Source organism: Gymnodinialimonas ulvae, from assembly GCF_037543845.1.
GTDB lineage: Bacteria > Pseudomonadota > Alphaproteobacteria > Rhodobacterales > Rhodobacteraceae > Gymnodinialimonas > Gymnodinialimonas ulvae.
Window position 1 is genome coordinate 454,338 of the sequence record NZ_JBBIFX010000002.1, and the last position, 22,257, is coordinate 476,594.

The following is a 22,257-nucleotide window of genomic DNA, read 5'->3' on the forward strand; positions in this document are numbered from 1 at the left end:
GGTGGGCGGCCCGACCCCTCTCGGCAGACTTTGCGGGCGAAGTCGCCTGCCGGGCGATGGGTGTGCGGCGCTCTGCGGCCTTGCTTCCGCACCCGGAAAGCGCGCGCTCTTCCCAAACACCCCCAACCCGTGTACACCCCCGCGCATCTGAGACGACGCGCTTTGACCTCGGCGCCCGCACAAGGACAGGGGTCGGCGGCAATGGGGCCGCCATTGACATGAGGGACCGGGCAGGGGCTCGGAGTGCCCTCGAATAGGAAACGATGATGTTCAACATTGTGAAGAAAGAGATCCAGTGGGGCGAAGAGACGCTCACGCTGGAAACGGGCCGTGTGGCCCGTCAGGCCGATGGGTCTGTGATTGCGACGCTGGGTGAGACCTCCGTCATGGCGAACGTGACGTTCGCGAAAGCACCGAAGCCGGGAATGGATTTCTTCCCGCTGACGGTCCATTACCAAGAGAAATATTACGCCGCCGGTAAAGTGCCCGGTGGCTTCTTCAAGCGTGAGGCCCGGCCCACCGAGAAGGAAACCCTGACCGCGCGTCTGATCGACCGTCCGATCCGCCCGCTGTTCGTTCCCGGTTTCAAAAACGAGACGCTGGTGATGTGTACGGTTCTGTCGCATGACCTCGTGAATGACCCCGACATGGTTGCGATGATCGCGGCGTCTGCGGCGTTGACGATTTCGGGCGCGCCGTTCCGAGGCCCGATTGCGGGCGCACGGGTTGGGTTCGAGGATGGTGAATACGTCCTGAACCCGACGGTCGATGACATGCACGATCTGCGCAACAACCCCGAGCAGCGCCTTGATCTGGTTGTGGCGGGCACCAAAGACGCCGTGATGATGGTTGAATCCGAGGCCTATGAGCTGACCGAGGCGGAAATGCTGGGTGCGGTGAAATTCGCCCACGAGAGCATTCAGCCGGTGATCGACCTGATCATTGATCTGGCCGAAGACGCGGCGAAGGAGCCGTTCGATTTCCAGGCCCCCGATTACAGCGATCTGTATGCCGCGATTGCCAAAGCGGGCGAGCAGAAGATGCGCGACGCCTATGCGATTGGTGACAAGCTGGAGCGTCAGGCGGCCGTTGCGGCCGTGAAAGAGGGCGTGAAGGAAGGTCTGAGCGAAGAGCAGCTTGAGGATCCGAACCTTTCGGCGGCGTTGAAGAAGCTGGAAAGCACGGTTCTGCGGTCGGATGTGGTCAAGAACGGGCGCCGGATCGACGGCCGGGCGCTGGACGAAGTGCGTGACATCGTGTGCGAGACCAAGGTCCTGCCGCGCACGCACGGCTCGGCCCTGTTCACCCGTGGTGAGACGCAGGGTCTCGTGGTGACGACGCTGGGCACCGGCGACGATGAGCAGTTCATCGACGCGCTGCATGGCAACTTCAAATCCAACTTCCTGCTGCATTACAACTTCCCGCCCTATTCGGTCGGTGAAGCCGGTCGCGTGGGCCCTCCGGGTCGTCGTGAGATCGGCCACGGCAAGCTGGCATGGCGCGCGTTGCAGGCGGTTTTGCCGGCGGCGACGGATTTCCCCTACACGGTTCGCGTCGTGTCGGAGATCACCGAGTCGAACGGATCGTCGTCGATGGCGTCGGTTTGTGGCGGGTCGCTTTCCATGATGGATGCGGGCGTGCCGCTCAAGGCGCCGGTGGCCGGTGTGGCCATGGGTCTGGTGTTGGAAGAAGACGGCTCCTACGGGATCCTGACCGACATTCTCGGCGACGAAGATCACCTGGGCGACATGGACTTCAAAGTGGCGGGGACCGAAGCCGGGATCACGTCGTTGCAGATGGACATCAAGGTCGCGGGCATCACGCAGGAGATCATGGAGAAGGCGTTGGAGCAGGCGAAAGCCGGGCGTCTTCACATCCTGGGTGAGATGAACAAGTCGGTCTCGGAAGCCGGTGAGTTCTCCGAGCATGCGCCGCGCATCGAGACGATGCAGATCCCCACCGACAAGATCCGCGAAGTGATCGGGTCGGGCGGCAAGGTCATCCGCGAGATCGTGGAAGTGTCGGGCGCCAAGGTCGACATCAACGACGAAGGCATCATCAAGATCGCCAGCCCCAACGGGGACAGCATCCAGAAGGCCTATGACATGATCCATTCGATCGTGGCCGAGCCCGAGGAAGGCAAGGTCTACAAGGGCAAGGTCGTGAAGATCGTCGATTTCGGCGCCTTCGTGAACTTCTTCGGCAAGCGTGACGGTCTGGTGCATGTGTCCCAGATCGAGAACCGCCGCCTGGATCATCCGTCGGATGTTCTGAAGGAAGGTCAGGATGTCTGGGTCAAGCTTCTGGGCTTTGACGACCGTGGCAAGGTTCGCCTTGCGATGAAGATGGTCAACCAGGAGACCGGCGAAGAGATGAAGAAGGAGGAGGCCGAGGGCTGATGGCTCGACGCCTTCTAGGCACCCGGTTCGAGGACAAGTACTCGTCCCGGCAACTCAAGGCGATTGCCCGGTATCATCTGGGCATCGCCAAACACCTGTTCATTCACATCCCGAAGAACGGGGGCCTGACGATCCGCAATTCCCGCGCCATGCGGCGGCGGGTCGTCCTGGCCGACCCCTATTTCCACAAATCCCCGGCCTACACGCAGGCCCTTGCCGAAGCGATGGCCGCAGAGCGCATGCACCACGGCAATCAGCACGCGCGGCTGATTGATGTGCGCGCGGATGTGCGCGCGCGCCTGCAGGCGGTGGCAATCATCCGTAACCCCTGGTCGCGGACCTATTCACGGTTTCTGTTCGGCGGTAAGGCAGCCCTAAAGCGGGGGCGCAGGCCGGATTTTTCGCAACAGGCGTTCGAGGCCTTCCTTGAGCAGCGCCATACATATGCCGACAAGCCGTTTTTCTGGCACCGCGCGGTGAAGGGCTGGTATCCACAGCTTGATTATGTGCGCGACGAGCAGGGCCGCATCGCCGCCGATATCCTGCGCCTTGAGCATATGGATGCGGAAATCGCGCGCTACTTTGGTGTTGAGGGCATGCGCACGGCCAACCATTCGCGCCAGAAAGCGCCGCATTACACCGAGGTCTATACCGACAGGACACGGCAGATCGTGGCGGATTGGTACGCCGCAGACATCGAGACCTTCGGGTTTGATTTCGTCGGCGGCGCAACGCGGAACTGCCATTATGCCGAGGCGCAGGCGCCTGGCTGATCGCGGGTGGGCAGCGGTCCGCCGCCCGGGGAGACGCCAATGGCAAAAAAGCGCCGAGGGCATGGTTTCTTCATATTTTCGCTAAAAAGACGCTCGATATGGCTGCTCTACCTACTACCTGACAATTTATGTCGGTCTTGCAACGAAACCTTGGGAGAGATCATGTCGAAGTCTGATATCGTTTCACGCCGCAGAGCCATGGCCCGTCTGGGCGGATTGGCGCTTGCGGGATATGTGGTTCCGTCGATGACGACCCTGTCGATGGCGCAGGCGCAATCGGCCCCGAGCCCCGCCACCGCCCCGAGCCCCGCCACCGCGCCGAGCCCGGCTACCGCGCCGAGCCCGGCGACGGCCCCAACGGCGCCCACCGGGCCGAGCGGGCCCGGTCAACCGTCGCGCGGGCGTGCTTCCGCGGGGCAGACCAGACCGACGCGCCCGAGCCGCCCCGAGACCCTGCGCACGCCCGGCGATTGCATCGGTGCCGGCGGACGTTGGGACGCAACGGAAAACACCTGCAACTGATCCGGGCTATTTGCCAGGATCAAAGGGGCCTTCGCCGGATCGGCGAGGGCCTTTCACGTTCGGGAGGCGACGGTGGCCAGCGCTAGGATCACGCGGCATTACAACGGCACCGACGGAGCGATCCAGTTTGCCACACCCGCGCTGCGCGACGCGTTCGAGACGGTCGTGCATGGCTGGCCCGCCACGGATGGCGCGGGGCCGGAGGGGGTTTTTGCCACAGTCGCGCAGTCGGTCACGGGCGGTTGGCAGATCAACGGGCTGCGGCCCGAGCCGTTCGAGCGGGCCTTCACCGAGGTCAGCGGGATCTGCGACCTGATTGTTGAATTGAACTGGTCCCGGCTGCGCCAACAGGGCGCGTTGATGTGTCTGCATGCGGCGGCGGTCGAGATGGCCGACGGGCGGCTGGTGATCTTCCCCAGCGGGCGCCGGGCCGGAAAAAGCACGCTGACAGCGGAACTTGCGCGGCGCGGGCACCGGGTGTTCAGCGATGACATACTGCCGGTAACGCTGACCGCACAGGGTATGATCACGGGCCTTGCGACAGGTGTTGCGCCGCGTCTGCGTCTGCCGTTGCCCCGGGGCGCGCCATGGGATTTCGCGGATTGGGTCGCGGCGGATTGCGGCCCGGCGGACCGGCAATACAAATACCTGCTGTCGGCACCGGTTGCGGTTTATGACGCCCCGGCGCGGATTGCCGCGATCGTGACGCTGAACCGTGGCGGCACGCCGGGCGCGCCGTCCTTTGCGCCGATGGGGCCGGGGGAGATGTTGCCGATCCTGATCCACCAGAATTTCGGACGCTTCGTGCATTCGGGCCGCGCGTTGGCCGTGTTCGATGCGCTGGTGCGCGGCGTGCCGTGTGTGCAATTGAACTACGATGATCTCGGCGCGGCGGCGGATTTGATCGAGGCGATGGCATCTGAGGGCCTGTTGTCCGGTGGAGCGCGCGCGGACGACGCGCAGGACGGGGTGGCGCGGCTGGATGAGGCGGGCGGAGCGACGTTTGTGCCGCATCTGGCCTATGGGCAAAGGCCCGGCCTGACGGTGACGGAAATCGGCGGCGCGGCCTATGTCGCGGATGCGTCGGGCATCGGGATTTTCGAGTTGAACGCGGGGTTGTTGCCGATCTGGCGGCTGCTGGAAGAGCCGATGTGCGCGGTGGAGGTGACCGCGATCCTCAGCGAGGTCTACGGGGCCGGGGCGCCGCCGACATTGGCGCAGGATGTGACGCATGCGATGGCGCATCTGACCGCGGCAGAGCTGATCGCGCCGGTCTCGGAGCGCGGCGGTTAGGGCCGAAACGTGGCGGTTGGGGGGCGGCTGCGGCGGGAAAATTGCGGAACTCCTGCCGCAGTTCGGGGTTTCCTTACCAAGATGTGATTGGAATCGCTGGACAAGGGACTTGTCCACAGGCTCTTGGGTGCGGACAATAGCAGGCGATTCTTTACGCATGAAACGCTACCGTCAAAAGCTGCCGGACGACCGATAAGGACCAGACCATGTTAACCCGCCGCCATTTCATCATTACCACGACGACGCTGTTTTCCAGCGCAGTGATCAGCCCCGCCCTGGCGCAGGATGCCGTGGGGATCGGCGAGGATGTGGCCGCCGATCAGGGGCCGCGTGCCGGTTCCAACAACCCGTGGGGCCTGCACCCGCGGTTCATGCCGCAGCGGGTCGAGGTGAACGGTGGTTTGCGCGCGGGTGACGTTCATGTCGATCCGACGGCGCGGTATCTGTACCATATCGGAAGCGACGGGACGGCGATGCGCTATGGCGTGGCCGTGGGCCGCGCGGGCCTCTATCAGCCTGGCCGGTTCCGCATCGGGCGCACGGCCGATTGGCCGAGCTGGACGCCGACCGCGAACATGATCGCGCGCGAGCCGCATATCTATGCGCAATATGCCGGTGGTGTGCCGGGTGGCCCCGACAACCCGTTGGGCGCGCGGGCGCTGTACCTTTATTCCGGGGGGCGCGACACGTATCTGCGCATCCACGGCACGCCGCAGCCCTGGTCGATCGGCACCTCCGCGTCGTCGGGTTGCGTGCGGTTGGTCAATGATCACGTGATCCAGCTGGAAGCCAATATTCGCGTCGGCTCAACGGCGGTTCTGCACAGCTGATCCAAGGTGATTTCCCGAAGAAAAGCCCCGGTCCGATTGGCCGGGGCTTTCTTTGTTCTGCACGGGGCCCGGCGGGTTAGCCCGGCAGTTTGGCCATGCGAAGATAAGGCAGCTTCTTGTCGATGGCGCCGTATTTGGCGATGGCATCCTCGTCCGAGACCGCCACGGGTACCACGACATCTTCGCCGGGCACCCAGTTTGCGGGCGTGGCGATGTTTTCCTTCGCTGCCGTCTGCAACCCGTCCAGCGCGCGCAGCACTTCGGCGAAGTTGCGGCCGACGTTCATCGGGTAGGTCATGGTCAGCTTGAGCTTCTTGTCCGGTCCGATGATGAAGACCGCCCGCACGGTGGCGGTGTCGTTGGGGGTGCGGTTTTCGGGCAGCGCCGTTTCGGCGGGCAGCATGTCGAAGGCCTCGGAAATCGCCAGGTCGGTGTCGGCGGCGATGGGGAAGCCCGCCTTGGCCCCGCCAACGGCTTCGATGTCGCCCTTCCATTTCACGTGATCCTCGACCCCGTCCACGGACACGCCGAGCACCTTGGTGTTGCGCGCGGCCCATTCATCGGCCAGCTGCGCCACGGCCCCGAATTCGGTGGTGCAGACCGGGGTGAAATCCTTGGGATGCGAGAACAGGATCATCCAGGCATCACCGATGTAATCGTGCAGGTTCATGGTGCCCTGATCGGTGGTCACGGAGAGGTTCGGAATTTCGTCGTTGATGCGCAGGCCCATGGGGCGCTCCTTTCGGGTGTCGTTGCCGTCGGGGTCAATATAGTCATCGCGATCGCGTTCGGGAAGCGGATGCCCGCACGGCAGGCCTTGCGCCGGGTGGAATCCCCTGTCAGGTTCCCGCGCGGATTTCAGTTTCGGGAGGCGGTCATGGACAACGCGAAGAACTTCTACATCGACGGCAAATGGGTGGCCCCGGCGGCCCCGCGCGACTTTGACGTGATCGACCCTTCGACCGAAGAGGTCGGCGCGGTAATCTCGCTTGGCGATCAGGCGGATACCGATGCGGCGGTGGCTGCGGCGAAGCGGGCGTTCGGGACCTGGGGCTGGAGCGATCCGGCGGAGCGGGTGGCCCTGGCCGAGAAGCTGCTGGCGATCTACAAGGCGCGCTCGGAAGAGATGGCGCAAGCGATCAGCCTTGAGATGGGCGCGCCGCTGGACCTGGCACGCGCGCAGCAGGTTGGCGCGGGGTCATGGCACCTTGAGGGGTTCATCAACGCGGCCAAGGACTTCGTCTGGGATCATCCGTTGGGCGATTGGGCTCCGACCGAGCGCACGGTCTATGAGCCCATCGGGGTTTGCGCCCTGATCACGCCGTGGAACTGGCCGATGAACCAGATCGTGCTGAAGGTGGTGCCCGCACTGCTGGCGGGGTGCACGATGGTGTTGAAGCCGTCTGAAATTGCGCCGCTGTCGGGCATTCTGTTCAGCGAGTTCATGGACGAGGCAGGCGTGCCTGCGGGTGTCTACAACATGGTGAACGGCGATGGGGCGGGCGTTGGATCGCAGCTGTCGGCGCATCAGGACGTGGACATGGTGAGCTTCACCGGCTCCACGCGGGCCGGGCGTCTGATCTCCAAGGCGGGCGCGGATACGATCAAGCGCGTGTCACTGGAATTGGGCGGCAAGGGGGCGAATATCATCTTTGCCGATGCCCACGAAAAGGCGGTCAAGAGCGGTGTGATCCGGTGCTTCCGCAACACCGGACAAAGCTGTAACGCGCCGACGCGGATGTTGGTGGAGCGCTCGCGCTACGATCAGGCAGTGGAAGAGGCAACGGCGGCGGCACAGAGCGTTACGGTTGGGCCCGCAAGCGAAGAGGGCCGGCATATCGGACCGGCGGTCAGCGAGCTGCAATTCAACAAGATCCAGGACCTGATCCAGGTGGGGATCGACGAAGGTGCGAAGCTTTTGGCGGGCGGTGTGGGGCGACCCGAGAACCTGAACCGGGGCTATTACATCCGGCCCACGGTGTTTGCGGATGTGACGCCGGAGATGACGATTTACCGCGAGGAGATCTTTGGGCCGGTCCTGTCGATCATGCCCTTTGATGACGAAGACCATGCCGTGGCGATTGCCAATGACACCGATTACGGCCTGACGAATTATGTGCAGACCGGCGACCAGGAGAAACTGCGCCGGGTGGCGCGGCGATTGCGGTCGGGCATGGTCGAGGGGAATTCCCAAGGCTTTGCGATGGGTTCGCCGTTCGGGGGCTACAAGCAATCGGGCAACGGACGCGAGGGCGGACGGTTCGGGTTGCATGAGTTCCTTGAGACCAAGGCGGTGAGCGGCTGGGGCTGAGCCGCGCGCGGCAAAGGCCCGATGGAGCACGGAGCGACGCTCGCTTGCAGCGTCGCCCCGCCCGCCCTCCCGTAGGGTGCGGATGTCCCGACGCCATGGCGCTTTTTGCCGGTGACGGACCCTTCGGGGAAGGTTTTTCTGGCAAGATGAAAGAGCCGTTGCGCTAGAACGGCACCGGGGCGCGGAAGGTCATGCCGATGCCGCCATCGGGATGGCGGAGTTTCAGGCTCTCAGAGTGGAGCATCAGGCGCGGGAAATCGCGTGCGGGGCCCTCGGCATAGAACGGATCGCCAAGGATCGGGTGACCAAGTTCGCGCATGTGGACGCGGAGCTGATGCGAGCGGCCGGTTTTCGGAAAAAGGCGCATCCGCGTGGTGCCGTCTTCGATCTTCAGGCGGCGCCAATCGGTTTGGGCGGGTTTGCCGGTCTCGTGGTTCACATGTTGCAGGGGGCGGTTGGGCCAGTCGACGATCAGCGGCAGGTCGATATGGCCGCTTTTCGCGGCCACCGCGCCCCAGACGCGGGCGATGTAGGTCTTCTTCATGTGCCGACGTTCGAACTGCAGGCCGAGGTGGCGTTGCGCGGCGGGCGTGCGGGCGAAGACCATGATGCCGGAGGTGTCCATGTCGAGCCGGTGGACGAGGAGGGCTTCGGGGAAGGCGTCTTGCAGGCGGGTGATCAGGCAATCGGCAAGATGCGCGCCCTTGCCCGGGACCGACAACAGGCCCGCGGGTTTGTTCACGAGGATGAGTTCGTGGTCTTCGTGTACGATTTCCAGCGGCGCGTCGGGGGGCGCGTAGACGAAAGCATCCGTCATTGCGGGGTCAGGCCGAGGTGCCGAGGAGGTTCATCACGTTCATGGCGATCAGCACGAAGGTCAGGAAGAACAATGTCTTGCGGTCCTGCCGGTCTTCCTCGCTTTTCAGCCAGTGCTTGAATTGGGTGAGAAAGCCAGCGGGGCCTGCAAAGGTTTGGCCGGTCTGTTCCTGATTGCGGGCGCGCAGGGTGAACAGCATGCGGTACATCATGAAGGCCCAGGCAAGAAAGACGAGCGCTTGCAGGACGAGGCGGATGATGGCGCCGGTGGTCATTTTGGGGCCTTCCAGAGTTGCCAGGCGGACCAGAGGGCGGAGCCGCCAAAAAACGCAACGCCGATGATCACGATTTCCAATGAAGCGATACCAAAGATGCCGGTGCGCAGAAAGCCCCCGATCAGGAAGGCCAGGCCGGTGAGGCTGAAGATCAGGCGAAATTTCAATTCGCCGCGTGTAGGGCCGAACCGGTTCATGTCACGGCCTCCGCGGCCCGCAGCGCCTGGCGCGCGGGTCGGGTTTAGATCCCGAGGAACGGCTGCGCGATGCGCGGCAGAAGCCCTTGAAACTTGAGGCGGGCGTCGGTGGCCACAAGGCAGATGCAATCTTCGCCGGGCTCAGCCACGGGCATGTGGCTGATGTTGGGGTCGGCAACCTCGATATCGCCGCGGGCGAACACACCGTCTTCGTCGCGGAACGCGCCTTTGAGGACCAGCGTCATTTCGGTGCCGTTGTGGCTGTGTTCCGGCATGGAGCGGCCAGCGGGGATCCTCAGAAGGCGCGCGGTCCCGTTTTCGTCAGAATGCAGGACGCATTGCCTGACGCCACGCCCGACATAGCGCCAGCGCACCGCGTCTTCGTCGCCGCCGACCATATCGCGCAGCGGCATTGGGAAGGTGCCGGGCATCACGATGGGGCGGTCTGCCGGAGCGGAGCCGTTGATCATGGCCAGCGTCCGATCGAGGCTGTCTTCGGCAATCTCGACCTGGTCGAGATCTTCGAGGACGGCGCCGCCGACGGCCTCAAAGGCTTCCAGCCGGGCGCGCGCGTCATCGCAGAGCGACACATGCGTGGCCACAACAAGGTCGAACGCCTGCGGCAAGGCACCGGTGGCATAGCCCATGAGAAGATCATCTGGCACGTGGTGTTGAATATTGGTCATTGGTCTGTCGTCTGTCTTTGATCTTGTCGCTTTAAAGGGGCGGTTCACCCCATCGAATGTCGTAATCTTTCAAGCGCCAACCTAATCCGCGACTTGATCGTGCCAAGGGGCAGACCGGTCTCGGCGGCGATTTCCGAATGCGAAAGATCACCGAAATAGGCGTGCTGGATAAGCTCGCGCTGCTTTTCCGGAAGCTTGGACAAGGCTTGCGCCAGGCGGCCGGTATCTTGTTGCAGGGCGATGACATCCGCCTGATCCGGGGCCTGTTCAGGGCCCCAGGGCAGATCTTCGGGCTCGGGCCGCGCATAGCGGCGCAGCAGATCGATCTTCCGATTGCGGGCAATCGTGAAGATCCACGTCGCGACCGAAGCGCGCGACGGATCATACATGTGAGCCTTGTGCCAAAGTGTGGCCATGACGTCCTGCATACATTCCTCAGCGAGGCTTTCATCGGCCCCGGATTTCATCAAGAACGCCTTCACCCGAGGGGCGAAATGCCGAAAAATCTCGGCAAAGGCCTTCCGATCTTGATCCTGCGCAATGGCTGACATGCGAGTCACCCACCGTGCATCTGTTACTTCGTGTGCCGTCACGGTTGTCCCACGCAGTGCTTTTCCCCACGCAAAGGCCTTGTCTGAGGCCGCCTGAGAGGTCGCAACTGTTTCATCAGCGTGGTCGTTCGCGAACAGCATACCCGTCTTACGCACGATTCCCTAGGGTGGATCACAAATAAAAGCGCACTGAAATTATTTCACGTGAAGTGAATGCGTTTTCGGGATTTTTCTTTGATCTACTTGCAGTTGCGTCCCGTATCCCGTTGAACCAAAAACATGAGGTCTGGGGGTCTGAATGCCATTTGAAACGCCGGGTGCCATCCCGAAACGAATTGCTGTGATTGGCGCCGGGATTTCCGGCATGGCGGCGGCCTACCATCTTGCCACCGATCACCATGTCACCTTGATCGAAGCCGAGCCGCGCCTGGGCGGTCACGCGCGCACGGTTGTGGCGGGCAAAAACGGCGATCAGCCGGTGGACACCGGGTTCATCGTGTTCAACCGGGTGAATTATCCAAATCTTGTGAAGCTCTTCGAAGAGCTCGACGTGCCGGTCACGGAATCGGACATGTCCTTTGCGGCCTCCATCGATGGCGGGCGGATCGAATACGGGTTGCGTAGCCTGCAGGCGCTGTTTGCACAGCCGAGCAACGCCTTGCGGCCTGGCTTTGTGCGGATGGTGCGCGACCTACTGCGGTTCAACGCGCAGGCAGCCGAGCTTGCCACGGACAGCACGATCACGCTGCGGGATTTCCTGGATCAGCTTGGCATGGGCCGCTGGTTCCGGGACTATTATATTACGCCTGTCTCAGGCGCGATCTGGTCGACGCCGAAGGAGGAGATCATGGATTTCCCCGCCCAGGCGATGATCCGGTTCTTCCGCAATCACCACCTGCTGCACCACACCGGCCAACACCAATGGTACACGGTGCGGGGCGGTTCCATCGAATATGTCACCCGGCTTGAGCGCGCGATGCGGGCGCGCGGGATCGACATCCGCCTGGGGCGCGGCGTCGAGGCGGTCAAGCGCACCGATACCGGGGCCGAGGTCTGCTTGGGCGGGCATTGGGACCAATTTGACGAGGTGGTTTTTGCCACCCATTCCGATCAGTCGCTGGCCATGCTGACCGATCCGACGCCGGCCGAGGAAGCCGCGCTGGGTGCGGTGCGCTATCAGCCCAACCGCGCCGTTCTGCATGCCGATGCCAGCGCGATGCCGCGCCGCCGCGCAACCTGGAGCAGCTGGAACTACACCGAACGTCCGGGGCATCAGGGCGGGCCGATCGACCTGACCTATTGGATGAATTGCCTGCAGCCGATCCCGGAAAGTGACCCGCTGTTCGTGACGCTCAACAGCCGTGCACCGATCAACGAGGCGCTGATTTACGATGAGGTCGATTTCGCGCATCCGGTCTATGATCTGGCCGCGCTGGCGGCGCAATCGGTGATTCGGGACATGAACGGCGACAATGCGACGTGGTTCTGCGGTGCATGGATGAAGAACGGCTTCCACGAGGATGGCTATGCGAGCGCGATGGACGTGGTCCACGGGATGCGCACGCGTGACAGGAGTGCCGTGGCAGCATGAGCGACGGGGTCGATCATATCGCGGGCGAGACCTTCCACGGGCGCAAGGGTGCCGTGGAAAACGCGTTCCGCTATGGGATCGATTACGTGATGCTGGACGCCGAGGGCGATGCGCGCGGACCGGCGTTGTTCGGGCGCAATCGCGCGGGGTTCTTTTCACTTCAGGACAGCGATCATGGCGGCCCGCCCAAGTCCGGGCGCGGCGCACCCTGGGCGCGTGAGGTGCTGGCCGCCCATGAGCTGGGCGACGTGACGGATGGCAAGTTGATGCTTCTGGCGCAGCCACGCGTCATGGGGCATGTGTTCAACCCGGTGTCGTTCTGGTTGGCGCATGATCGGCAGGGGCGGCTGCGCGCGGTGATCGCGGAGGTTACGAATACCTTCGGCGACCGGCATTCGTACCTGTGTTCGCATCATGACCACCGCCCCATCGCGCGCGAAGACACGCTGCATGCCACGAAGATTTTCCATGTCTCGCCGTTTCAGCCCATCGAGGGCGGATATGCGTTCCGGTTCGACATTCGCCCCGACCGGGTCGGTATCTGGATCGAGTTTGTCACCGGCAACGAAGGGGTTCTGGCGACGCTGACCGGGAAACGTACGGAGCTGACCAGTCGGTCGATCCTGCGCGCGGCCTTGCGGCGACCGTTTGGGTCACGCCGGGTGTTGGGGCTGATCCATTGGCAGGCGGTGAAATTGTGGTGGAAAGGCGCGCGCTATCGCGTGCGACCCGAGCCGCCGCTTGAGGATGTCAGCCGCTGATTGCGCAGGGCGCGCCGCCCGGACGAGGGCATGCGGGTGCGCATTGGTAAAGTTTCCCCCGGATTGCAGGATGGCTTTGCTGACATATGTGTCCAATGAGGTGCGCGGCACCAAGGCAGGATGGTGGCCCGATGTGGGGCCAGGCCCCCGATGGGGCGGAACGGAAAGGATAAGAGATGCGGGAATGGACCGGGAAACGCTATTGGCTGGTTGGGGCGTCCGAAGGATTGGGGCGCAGCCTGGCGCATACGTTGAGCCGTGCGGGCGTGGAGCTTGTGGTGTCGGCCCGAACCGCGGATCGCCTTGAATCGCTGGTCGAAGAGCTTCCCGGCCCGGCCAGCATCGTGACAATTGACGTGGCCGACAGCGCCTCGGTGAAGGCGGCGGCGGAAGAGGTCGGCGAGATCGACGGCATGGTGTTCCTGGCCGGGCTTGGCACGCTGATCAAGACGCAGGAGTGGGACGCCGAAAAGGTCGAGCAATTGTTCGACGTCAACCTGACCGGGGCCGCGCGGGTCATCGGGCAGATCATCAAGCCGATGGTGGATCGCAACGCGGGCCATATCGTTTTGACCGGGTCGCTGTCGGCGTATCGCGGGCTTCCGGCGGCCATCGGATATTCGGCATCGAAGGCGGGCTTGATGTCGCTGGCGGAGTCGATGCACGGCGATCTGAAGGGCACCGGCGTCGATGTGCAATTGGTGAACCCGGGCTATATCGAGACGCGGATGCAGGACGACAATCCCTATTCCAAGCCATTCATCATGACCCCCGACGCCGCCGCGCAGGAGGTGTTCGAGCACATGACCACCGACAATTTCCACAAGGCATTTCCGTTTGGTTTCAGCTTGTTGTTCCGCGCATCGCGGTTCATGCCAACAGCGGTTTACGAATGGATATTCTTCCGCCGTTAGAACGGATTGCGCGCCGGTATCCTGCGGCGGGTTCGGAAGTTTGTCCTGAATCAAGGCGCGGCGCGGCCCTGACTGCTTCACTGAACGTGTGAACAGGAGGGAGTGACATGGAAATCTCAGCACGGGCTGTGGCCCAGGTGATCTTGATGGGCCACGAAATGGAGCGCGCGGAAGGCGAGTTGCGCGGATTTGTGAACCGCCTCGGGCACGATGAACAGGCCGAGTTGGTGGCGTTGTTCTGGATCGGGCGCGGCAGTTTCGAAGCCGAGGATTTCGACGAAGCGCTTGAGACCGCGAAGGCCGAAGCGACGGTGCCGACGATCGATTACCTGACCGGCAGTCCGCATTTTGCCGACCACCTCGAAGCCGGGGCGGAGGCGATGGGTCTCGATATCGCCGGTCAGGAAGAAGACCTGCTTTGAGGGTTTGAGCGCCGCGCGTGGTGTCCGGGATCCCGCGCGCGGGGATTGGGGCGCGCCTAGAGCGCCTGTTGGAACGTCGCCTCGGCCCGTGCCCAGACGCCGGTTGAATCGCGCCGCAGATCGAGGAGCGTCGGCAAAAGCTGCGCGGCGTAATCGTCCGAGCTTTCCAGCGGCAGAAGGGATGGCAGATTGTCGATCGCCATCACGTCCAGCGGTGGTTGATCGGCCACGCGGAGCACCGGGGCATCCCACGTTGTGGTGCGGTCGTAGACCTTGATCGGGGAAAAATCGCTATCGGGATCGCAGGCGATATCGCCGATCACCGTCAGGCGGCGCGGCGTGGTCCCGGCACTTGCTGGCACGAAGACGGGCACCCCGGGCGTGGCGAGAATACAGTTCAGAAACAGATCGTTATCCAGGATTTCGGGGAACGGGCCGCCATGGGCCGTTTCGGCCATGTCCCATCCGATGGGCGGGATGCCCAGCACCTCCAATAGGGCCGTCGCCCCCCGTCCCGTGCGCCCGAGCGCACCGATGATCAGCGCGCTGGGGCGGCGATGACCAATGGCGGCCAGCGCTTCGCTCAGATCCAGGATCAGCGCGTCCTTGTGGGGCCAGTCGGTGACGGCGGCCATGGGGCGCCCGGCCTGCTGCGCGGCCCAGGCAGCAACGGAGAGGCCCGCGCCGACATAGCCCGCCCAAAAGCCGAAGGCGGCGACGCGGCGCCCGGTTGTGTCCACGAGGTATTCGAGGTCGAGAAGCGTGCCGCCACCGGCCTTGAAGCGGTCCAGCAAGTGTCGCCCGGACGGCTGCCCCTTGAAGGCGTGGCCGAACAGGATGTGGCGATGCGTCAGCGGGCCGGTGTCGTCGGGCAGTTCCTTGAGGCCAAAGATGATCGCGTCATCCGGTGCCTTGCGCCATGTGCCCGGCGCGGCGATATCGACGCCCACGGCGCGGTATTCGGAGGTCGGGATGATGCGATCCAGGCTGTCTTCGACAGTCACCTGCAGCCCGGCATCGCGCAGGGCCGCCGCCCCGGACGGGGTCAGCCCCACACGGCGTTCATTTGCCCGTTCTTCGGCGCGAACCCAGAGATGTGTCATGGCAAATGCCCCCTTGGCCTCATCGTATCAGTGCCAGCTGACATCGCCCAGAAAGATGTAACCTGCACCATAGATCGTCTTGATCAGGCGCGGGTTCTTGGGGTCTTCGCGAAGTTTGGTGCGCAGGCGCGAGATGCGGACATCCATTGCACGGTCAAAGCTGTCGCCGGCCCCACCGCCGAGGCTTTCCTGCATCTGCCGACGCGAGATGAGGCGTTTTGGTGCCTCCAGAAACAGCCGCAACACCTCACCCTCGGCATGGGAAAACGGGGTCTCGGAACCGTCTTCGGCGATCAGCGTATAACTGTCGAATTGTGCGGTCCAACCGTTGAACTGCGCGGTTGAGCGGTTGCGGTCGGGTGCTTTGGGCGCGCGCAGGCGGGCGCGGACGCGCGCCACGACCTCGATCGGATCGAAGGGTTTGATGATGTAATCGTCGGCCCCAAGCTCCAACCCGGCGACACGGTCCTGAACCTGTGCCCGGCCCGAGACGATGATGATCGCGGCCCCGGATTCGAGCGCAAGACGGTGCACGACGGCCAGCCCGTCGCGGTCCGGCAGGCCCAGATCGACGAGGCAGACATCGGGTGTGGTGCGGCGCAGGGCGGCTTCGAATTCGGTGGCGCGCGCGAAAGAAGCGGTGCGGAACCCGGCATCTTCGAGCGCATCGGAGAGCATCGCGCGGATCTGTGGCTCATCATCGAGGATGGTGACAAGTGGCGGGCTCATGCGGCGGCCTCGGCGCTCAGCAGCCGGTGCAGATCGCCCGGCGCGACGGGTTTCGACAGGACAGGCCAATGGGCGCTGGCAGCGCGCCGCAAATCATCCGCGCCAGGCAGCGAGGTCATGAGCGCGAGGTTCATATCGGGGTGGCGCGCAGCGATGCGCCTACACAGGGCCACGCCATCCATCCCTCCCAGTTTGATGTCCGACAAAACCCAATCGAGACCGGGCAGATCGGCCAGGGTCTCGGCCTCTTCGGCGCTGGCGGCTTCGATCACCTGATGGCCCAGATCGGTGAGCATTTCGCGCACATCGGCGCGCAGATCGGCCATGTCATCGACCAGCAGGATCAGACGCGGACGCGCGTCCGCCTCGGCGGGGCGCAGTGGCAGGCGCAGCGACACCCGCGCGCCATTGGGCGTATTTGACAGGCGCATCGCGCCACCCGCGAGTTTCACGAGGTCATAGACCATCGTCAGCCCAAGGCCCGATCCCGCGTCACCCTTGGTGGTGAAGAACGGATCGAGGGCGGAGTTGAGCGCATGATCGGAAAAGCCCGCGCCGGTGTCATCGACGGTGATCTCAAGCCAGGTGTCCTTGACCGGGCGCAGTGTCACCGTAATTGCGCCTGCAACCCCGATTGCGTCGCGGGCATTCAGGATCAGGTTCAGAAGGCTGTCCGACACGGAGCCGGCGTCGAGCATCAGGGCCCGGTGGGTTACCTCGTTTGCCAGGCTGAGTGTCACCCCATCGGGCAAAGCGGCGCGCGCGAGCGGCGCGAAGGTGTCGAGGAAATCCTGCACAACGACGGGGGCGGTTTGCACGGTTCGGGTGCCGGTCATGCCCGCGATCTTGTCGAGCAGCGTACCGCCGCGCCGCACCGCCATGCGGGTGGCGGAGGTCAGCTCGTGCGCGCCCAGGGGCAGTGGCATCTTTTCCAGCCGGGCCTGCAGCCCGAGGATGATGGTCAGAAGGTTCGCGAAATCATGCGCGAGGCCGGAGGTCAGTTGCGCGGCCAGTTCGCGTTTGTGTGTCTGGGTCAGGGCGGCGCGGGCCTGGGCCTCTTCGGTGACGTCGGTGGACAGAAGGTAGACGCCGCCCTCGGCCGTGTCACCGGGGGTGAAGGCCGTGCGGATGCGGCGCCCGGTGGTCGGGTCGGTGAATTCCCGCACCGTCGCCTCGCCCTGCGCGGCCCTGTCGAGATTGCCCTGCAACAGGCGCGCGGTCTCGGGGCCAAGCGCATCAGCGAAGCTGAGCCCGACGATGTCGCTTTGCCGGTCCGGCAAAAGCGCGGAGAGGCGGCGGTTGGTGAAGGTGTAGACGCCATCGGCATCGACATGGGCGATATGGGCCGGGGTCATTTCCGTGACCAACCGGGTGCGCGCCTCCATCTCGGTCAGCTCGGCCTTGGCCTCCTGCAATTGCGCGATGGTGGCTTCCAGCCGCCGATTGGTCAGCGCGAGCTCCTCGGCATGGGTGAGAAGCTGATCCGACAATTCCTCGGACCGGGCGCGCAAAAGTCCCTCCTGCCGTTTGACGGAGGTGATGTCGGTGTAGACCGTGACCCAGCCGCCCTCGGGCAGGGGCGAGCCTTCGACGGAGATCGTCCGGCCATTGGCGCGGGTGCGCTCCATGTAATGCGGGGCAAAGGCGCGGGCCTGATCCACGCGCTCGATGACGAAGGCGTCGGGATCATCCACGGTGCCGTATTCGCCGCTTTGCACCAGAAACCGGATGGTGTCGTCGAACCGCGCGCCGGGGGTCACGAGACGTTCGGGCAGTCCGAACATGTCCTGGAACGGGCGGTTGCACACGGCCAGGCGCAGATCGGCGTCGTAGATCGACAGCGCCTGCTGGATCAGGTTCAGACCCGCGCGCGTGAAGCTTTGATTGGTGCGTTCGCGAGGCATCGTCGCGCCCTCCTACCCCATGGCTAGACCGGGAAGCACGCCGCGCCAAGACCGCGATGGCGGCTGTTACAATTCGAAAGGTTTGCGAAAAAATCAGGTAACGCTTGACCGCGCAAGCTTCTGTGGCACGGTAGGGGGGCTCGGGCGTCGAGACGTCAAGATCATCGCGCCGGGCGCGCCGACCCATCGGGTCGGCACAGGGAGGATATAAGTTTTGGCCGATCACAGACCGTCCCCGGACGTGCCGCAATCCGTGCCCGCGCTTTTGCGCCGGAACGCGAAGCAGTTCGGATCGCACCCCGCATATCGCGAAAAGGAATTCGGCATCTGGCAAAGCTGGACCTGGGCCGAAGCCGAGGCCGAGATCGAGCCGCTGGCGCTGGGTCTTCTGGCGCTGGGTCTGAACCGGGGCGATTACGTCGCCATCATCGGGCGCAACCGCCCCGCGCTGTACTGGTCGATGGTCGCTACGCAAATGGCCGGCGGCGTGCCGGTGCCGCTCTATCAGGACGCAGTCTCGGAAGAGATGGCCTATGTGCTGGAGCATTGCGGCGCGCGGTTTGTCGTGGCCGGCGATCAGGAGCAGGTCGACAAGGTCATCGACGCGCAGGAAAGCGTGCCGGGCATTGATCATATCCTGTACCTCGACCCGCGCGGCCTGCGGAAATACGACCATTCAAAGCTGCATGCTGTGCGCGATGCGCAAGGCGAGGGCCACGCCGCACGTGAGCGCCTGATCGGTGAGCTGCAGACCCGCGAGGCGGAGCTGACCTACGACAGCACCTGCGTGATGCTTTACACGTCCGGTACGACGGGCAAGCCCAAGGGCGTCGTTCTGTCGAACCGCAACATCATCGAGGCGTCGAAATCGTCTTGTGAATTCGACAATTTGCAGCGCGAGGATGAGGTGCTGGCCTATCTGCCGATGGCGTGGGTGGGCGATTTCATCTTCTCCATCGGGCAAGCGTATTGGACGGGGTTCTGCGTGAATTGCCCCGAAAGCGCGGACACCATGATGACTGACCTGCGCGAGATCGGGCCGACGTATTTCTTTGCCCCGCCGCGGGTGTTCGAGAACCTGCTGACCAGCGTGATGATCCGCATGGAAGACGCGGGCAGATTCAAGAAGGGCCTGTTTGACCGTGCGATGGCGCGGGCCAAGCGGATCGGACCGAAAATCCTCGACGGGGAGGCGGTTGGCGGGGCTGAGAAGCTGGCCTATGCGTTCGACAATCTGATGGTGATCGGGCCGCTCAAGAACACGCTCGGCATGAGCCGCGTGCGCGTGGGCTACACGGCGGGCGAGGCGATCGGGCCGGAAATTTTCGATTTCTACCGGGCGCTCGGGATCAACCTCAAACAGCTATACGGGCAGACTGAGGCGAGCGTCTTCATCACCCAGCAACCCGACAGCGAAGTCCGCCCCGACACGGTCGGCGTGCCGTCGCCCGGTGTGGAGTTGAAGATCGGCGACAATGGCGAGGTGTTCTATCGCTCGCCGGGCACCTTCGTGGAATACTTCAAGAACCCCGAAAGCACCGCCGACACCAAGGACCCCGAAGGCTGGGTCGCGACGGGCGATGCCGGGTTCATCGAGGAAGACACCGGGCATTTGCGGATTCTCGACCGCGCGAAGGATGTGGGCAAAATGGCGGGCGGCGGATTGTTCGCGCCGAAGTTCGTGGAGAACAAGCTGAAGTTCTACCCTGACATCCTGGAGGCGGTGGTTTTCGGGAACGAGCGGGCATTTTGCACGGCCTTCATCAACATCGACCTGACGGCGGTCGGCAATTGGGCAGAGCGCAACAACATCGCCTATGCGTCGTATCAGGAATTGGCCGGGCATCCGCAGGTTCTGGCCTCGTTGCAGGGCCATGTTGAGGCGGTGAACCGGTCGGTTGCGGAAGACCCGATGCTCGCCCATTGCCAGATCGCGCGGTTCCTTGTGCTGCACAAGGAATTGGACGCCGACGACGGCGAATTGACCCGCACGCGGAAGGTGCGGCGGCGGATCATCGAAGAGAAATTCGCCGACCTGATCGAGGCGCTCTACGATGGATCGAGCGAGATTTATACCGAAACCGAAGTGACTTACGAAGACGGGCGCAAGGGCAAGATCTCGGCCACGCTCGAGATCCGGGACGCCGCGAAGGTGGATGTGTCGGGTGATCGGATGGCGGCGGAATGAGGGGCGCGCGCGCATGACGTTGCTGGCTGTCGTTCTGTTCCTGTTGGGCTTTGCCGCGTCGTGGATCGCGGGCCGCTACATGGCGAAAGGCGGCGCGGTGGTGCAGGGCGGCGCGATTGGCATCTGCGGGGTTGCGGCGCTGTTTCTGGGCATGCCGGAGGTGGTGGCGGAGAACCTGATGTGGGGCCTGATCGCGTTGATCATCTATGGCCTGATCGGCGCGCTGATTTTCCGCAGCGCACAGGGCGTGCGGGAGAGGGCGGAGTAGATGATTTACGTGTTTTGCATCGGTCTGATCTGCGTGGCGCTGGCGCTTCCGGTGCGCAGCGATGGACCGATCTTGTCCCGCAGCGGCGTGCGGAGGCGGCTGTTGCAATCGGGTTTGGCCCTGTGTTCGCTGGCGATTGTGCTGGGAGACTTCCATGCGGGCGGCGTTTCGGCCCTGTTGGTGACGGGGGTGGTCTTGGCGGGTGCTGCGGGGCTTTTGTTCTGGCTCGACCGGGGACGGTTTGACACAAATCACACCCGCCGCACGCTGGCTTGGTATGTGACTCAATGCGGTCCGGGAGGTACGCCGATGGGTGGGCACCGGATGATGGCGTTGGTGACGGCGGCGCTGCTGTTGGGACTGCTCGTCTTGCGGCCAGTGGTGCGCGACGTTCTGGGCCTGGATGCGGATGGCATCGAGGCTGCGATGATCTTGAGGGGAATGGCGTGATGCTGGATCAGGGCACGGGATACACCACGGCGGACGGGCGCACGATTGGCGACGTGGTGATGGAGATGCGCAATATTACCCTGCGATTTGGGGGGGTTGAGGCGATCAAGGATATCTCCTTCGATGTCCGCGAGGGCGAGATCCGGGCGATCATCGGGCCGAACGGGGCGGGCAAATCCTCGATGCTCAACGTCATCAGCGGCTTCTACCATCCGCAAGAGGGCGAGGTGTTTTACAAAGGCTCCAAGCGCCCGCTGATGAAGCCGTTTCAGGTCGCGCGCCAAGGCATTGCGCGGACGTTTCAGAACATCGCTCTGTTCGAGGGGATGAGCGTTCTGGACAACGTCATGACCGGCCGCCTGAACCACATGAAAACCAGCTTTTTCGCCCAGGCCATGTGGTGGGGCAAGGCCGAGGAGGAAGAAACCAGGAACCGCGCCAAGGCCGAGGAAATCATTGATTTCCTTGAGATTCAGGCGATCCGCAAGACACCGGTGGGCCGCCTTCCCTATGGGTTGAAAAAGCGCGTGGAACTGGCCCGCGCGCTGGCCGCCGAGCCGCAGATCCTGCTGCTGGATGAACCGATGGCGGGGATGAATGTGGAGGAGAAAGAAGACATGTCGCGCTTCGTGCTCGACGTGAATGATGAATTCGGCACGACCATCGTTTTGATCGAGCATGACATGGGCGTTGTGATGGACCTGTCCGACCGTGTTGTGGTGATGGATTACGGCAAGAAGATCGGCGACGGGACGCCCGATGAGGTGCGCAACAATCAGGAAGTGATCGACGCGTATCTGGGGGTCAGCCATGACTGAAACGGGGCGTATAGAACCGGTATATCTCGGGTATAGATTTGGTATATACGCGGCCGCCTTGGCGCTTGGCGCCACGGGCGCCGCCGCGTCCACGCTTTCCGAGTTTCAGATGCGCTGCCTGACCCCGATGATCGAGGTGCGCGAGAGTGATACCTCGGGCCTTTCGCTGATCGAGGATATGGCCGGGCGCGAGACCTGGGTGGCAGAGGGCCAGGACTGGCACCTGAGCCGGGCGTCGGCGGACGCGGTGGTGCTGTTCTGCGCAATCCACGGGACCTTCGGGACGGAGGTGGACGCCTTCGCCGAGACGGCGCTGGCCTCGGGCGATTGGGTGCGGATCGACCGGGTGCCTGAGACCCTGCAATCGGTGTTCCTCCGCGAGCCATTGATCGAAGTCGAGATCGACCGGGAGGGCGGAAGCCTGACGGTGATCGAGACGAATTTGGAGAGTTGAGG

Annotated in this window: 24 protein-coding genes; 15 read left to right on the top strand and 9 right to left on the bottom strand. The window is 63.7% G+C overall.

Features of this window, described 5'->3' with window-relative positions; translation table 11 throughout:
* Positions 1 to 266 precede the first annotated feature (266 nt).
* The 5 genes from pnp (at position 267) to V8J83_RS12095 (ending at position 5,817) form a co-directional block, all read left to right on the top strand.
* On the top strand, positions 267 to 2,399 hold the full coding sequence (gene pnp / locus V8J83_RS12075) for a polyribonucleotide nucleotidyltransferase (protein ID WP_339986637.1): 2,133 nt from the start codon (positions 267 to 269) through the stop codon (positions 2,397 to 2,399).
* Positions 2,399 to 3,172 carry a sulfotransferase family protein gene (locus V8J83_RS12080; protein WP_339986638.1) on the top strand — a complete coding sequence of 258 codons (774 nt, stop codon included), beginning with the start codon at positions 2,399 to 2,401 and terminating at the stop codon, positions 3,170 to 3,172. The genes pnp and V8J83_RS12080 overlap by 1 nt, the downstream gene beginning before the upstream one ends.
* A 162-nt stretch (positions 3,173 to 3,334) precedes the next feature.
* Entirely contained in the window at positions 3,335 to 3,694 is a 360-nt protein-coding gene (locus tag V8J83_RS12085) for a hypothetical protein (RefSeq protein WP_339986639.1), read from the top strand.
* Positions 3,695 to 3,766: 72 nt separating this feature from the next.
* On the top strand, positions 3,767 to 4,987 hold the full coding sequence (locus V8J83_RS12090; RefSeq protein ID WP_339986641.1) for a hypothetical protein: 1,221 nt from the start codon (positions 3,767 to 3,769) through the stop codon (positions 4,985 to 4,987).
* A gap of 206 nt (positions 4,988 to 5,193) precedes the next feature.
* Positions 5,194 to 5,817 (top strand): L,D-transpeptidase, encoded by a 624-nt coding sequence (locus V8J83_RS12095; protein WP_339986642.1) that lies wholly within the window; start codon positions 5,194 to 5,196, stop codon positions 5,815 to 5,817.
* Between the two features lie 76 nt (positions 5,818 to 5,893).
* On the opposite strand, the gene V8J83_RS12100 is transcribed toward V8J83_RS12095, so the two are convergent.
* Positions 5,894 to 6,547 (bottom strand): peroxiredoxin, encoded by a 654-nt coding sequence (locus V8J83_RS12100; protein ID WP_339986643.1) that lies wholly within the window; start codon positions 6,545 to 6,547, stop codon positions 5,894 to 5,896.
* Between the two features lie 147 nt (positions 6,548 to 6,694).
* Between V8J83_RS12100 and V8J83_RS12105 the strand changes: the two genes are divergently transcribed.
* Positions 6,695 to 8,128, top strand: coding sequence for an aldehyde dehydrogenase family protein (locus V8J83_RS12105; RefSeq protein WP_339986644.1), 1,434 nt, complete (start codon positions 6,695 to 6,697; stop codon positions 8,126 to 8,128).
* 163 nt (positions 8,129 to 8,291) lie between these two features.
* Here the strand turns inward: V8J83_RS12105 and V8J83_RS12110 are convergent, their stop codons facing one another.
* The 5 genes from V8J83_RS12110 to V8J83_RS12130 are packed head-to-tail and all read right to left on the bottom strand — an operon-like array spanning position 8,292 to position 10,653.
* Positions 8,292 to 8,945 (bottom strand): RluA family pseudouridine synthase, encoded by a 654-nt coding sequence (locus V8J83_RS12110; RefSeq protein ID WP_339986645.1) that lies wholly within the window; start codon positions 8,943 to 8,945, stop codon positions 8,292 to 8,294.
* A 7-nt stretch (positions 8,946 to 8,952) separates the two neighbouring features.
* Complete coding sequence (locus V8J83_RS12115) at positions 8,953 to 9,219, bottom strand: hypothetical protein (RefSeq protein ID WP_339986646.1); 267 nt, start codon at positions 9,217 to 9,219, stop codon at positions 8,953 to 8,955.
* A complete protein-coding gene (locus V8J83_RS12120; protein ID WP_339986647.1) occupies positions 9,216 to 9,416 on the bottom strand; it encodes a hypothetical protein in 201 nt (66 codons plus the stop codon). Before V8J83_RS12120 ends, V8J83_RS12115 begins: the two co-directional genes overlap by 4 nt.
* 44 nt (positions 9,417 to 9,460) lie before the next feature.
* A complete protein-coding gene (locus tag V8J83_RS12125; RefSeq protein WP_339986648.1) occupies positions 9,461 to 10,102 on the bottom strand; it encodes a ChrR family anti-sigma-E factor in 642 nt (213 codons plus the stop codon).
* A 44-nt stretch (positions 10,103 to 10,146) separates the two neighbouring features.
* Entirely contained in the window at positions 10,147 to 10,653 is a 507-nt protein-coding gene (locus V8J83_RS12130) for a sigma-70 family RNA polymerase sigma factor (protein WP_339986649.1), read from the bottom strand.
* 298 nt (positions 10,654 to 10,951) lie between these two features.
* Between V8J83_RS12130 and V8J83_RS12135 the strand changes: the two genes are divergently transcribed.
* From V8J83_RS12135 to V8J83_RS12150, 4 genes are all read left to right on the top strand, one after another.
* Positions 10,952 to 12,244 carry an NAD(P)/FAD-dependent oxidoreductase gene (locus tag V8J83_RS12135; protein WP_339986650.1) on the top strand — a complete coding sequence of 431 codons (1,293 nt, stop codon included), beginning with the start codon at positions 10,952 to 10,954 and terminating at the stop codon, positions 12,242 to 12,244.
* Entirely contained in the window at positions 12,241 to 13,005 is a 765-nt protein-coding gene (locus V8J83_RS12140; protein WP_339986651.1) for a DUF1365 domain-containing protein, read from the top strand. The genes V8J83_RS12135 and V8J83_RS12140 overlap by 4 nt, the downstream gene beginning before the upstream one ends.
* A 176-nt stretch (positions 13,006 to 13,181) precedes the next feature.
* Entirely contained in the window at positions 13,182 to 13,919 is a 738-nt protein-coding gene (locus V8J83_RS12145) for an SDR family NAD(P)-dependent oxidoreductase (protein ID WP_339986652.1), read from the top strand.
* A gap of 107 nt (positions 13,920 to 14,026) precedes the next feature.
* Positions 14,027 to 14,341 carry a DUF3775 domain-containing protein gene (locus V8J83_RS12150; protein WP_339986653.1) on the top strand — a complete coding sequence of 105 codons (315 nt, stop codon included), beginning with the start codon at positions 14,027 to 14,029 and terminating at the stop codon, positions 14,339 to 14,341.
* A gap of 56 nt (positions 14,342 to 14,397) precedes the next feature.
* Here the strand turns inward: V8J83_RS12150 and V8J83_RS12155 are convergent, their stop codons facing one another.
* From V8J83_RS12155 to V8J83_RS12165, 3 genes are read right to left on the bottom strand one after another with little or no spacing between them, the layout of a single operon-like run.
* Entirely contained in the window at positions 14,398 to 15,444 is a 1,047-nt protein-coding gene (locus V8J83_RS12155; protein ID WP_339986654.1) for a saccharopine dehydrogenase, read from the bottom strand.
* A 27-nt stretch (positions 15,445 to 15,471) separates the two neighbouring features.
* The gene (locus V8J83_RS12160) at positions 15,472 to 16,173 is read right to left on the bottom strand and encodes a response regulator transcription factor (protein ID WP_339986655.1); all 702 of its coding nucleotides are present in this window, start codon (positions 16,171 to 16,173) and stop codon (positions 15,472 to 15,474) included.
* A complete protein-coding gene (locus tag V8J83_RS12165; protein ID WP_339986656.1) occupies positions 16,170 to 18,077 on the bottom strand; it encodes a PAS-domain containing protein in 1,908 nt (635 codons plus the stop codon). Before V8J83_RS12165 ends, V8J83_RS12160 begins: the two co-directional genes overlap by 4 nt.
* A 214-nt stretch (positions 18,078 to 18,291) precedes the next feature.
* On the opposite strand from V8J83_RS12165, the gene V8J83_RS12170 reads away from it, so the two are divergent.
* The 5 genes from V8J83_RS12170 to V8J83_RS12190 are packed head-to-tail and all read left to right on the top strand — an operon-like array spanning position 18,292 to position 22,255.
* Positions 18,292 to 20,265 (top strand): AMP-binding protein, encoded by a 1,974-nt coding sequence (locus tag V8J83_RS12170; protein ID WP_339986658.1) that lies wholly within the window; start codon positions 18,292 to 18,294, stop codon positions 20,263 to 20,265.
* A 13-nt stretch (positions 20,266 to 20,278) separates the two neighbouring features.
* The gene (locus V8J83_RS12175) at positions 20,279 to 20,533 is read left to right on the top strand and encodes a hypothetical protein (protein ID WP_339986659.1); all 255 of its coding nucleotides are present in this window, start codon (positions 20,279 to 20,281) and stop codon (positions 20,531 to 20,533) included.
* Positions 20,534 to 20,983: a hypothetical protein gene (locus V8J83_RS12180; protein ID WP_339986660.1), complete on the top strand. Its 450-nt coding sequence runs from the start codon at positions 20,534 to 20,536 to the stop codon at positions 20,981 to 20,983. It begins immediately after the preceding gene.
* A complete protein-coding gene (locus V8J83_RS12185; protein ID WP_339986661.1) occupies positions 20,983 to 21,801 on the top strand; it encodes an ABC transporter ATP-binding protein in 819 nt (272 codons plus the stop codon). Before V8J83_RS12180 ends, V8J83_RS12185 begins: the two co-directional genes overlap by 1 nt.
* Positions 21,794 to 22,255: a hotdog family protein gene (locus V8J83_RS12190; protein ID WP_339986662.1), complete on the top strand. Its 462-nt coding sequence runs from the start codon at positions 21,794 to 21,796 to the stop codon at positions 22,253 to 22,255. Before V8J83_RS12185 ends, V8J83_RS12190 begins: the two co-directional genes overlap by 8 nt.
* Positions 22,256 to 22,257 lie beyond the last annotated feature (2 nt).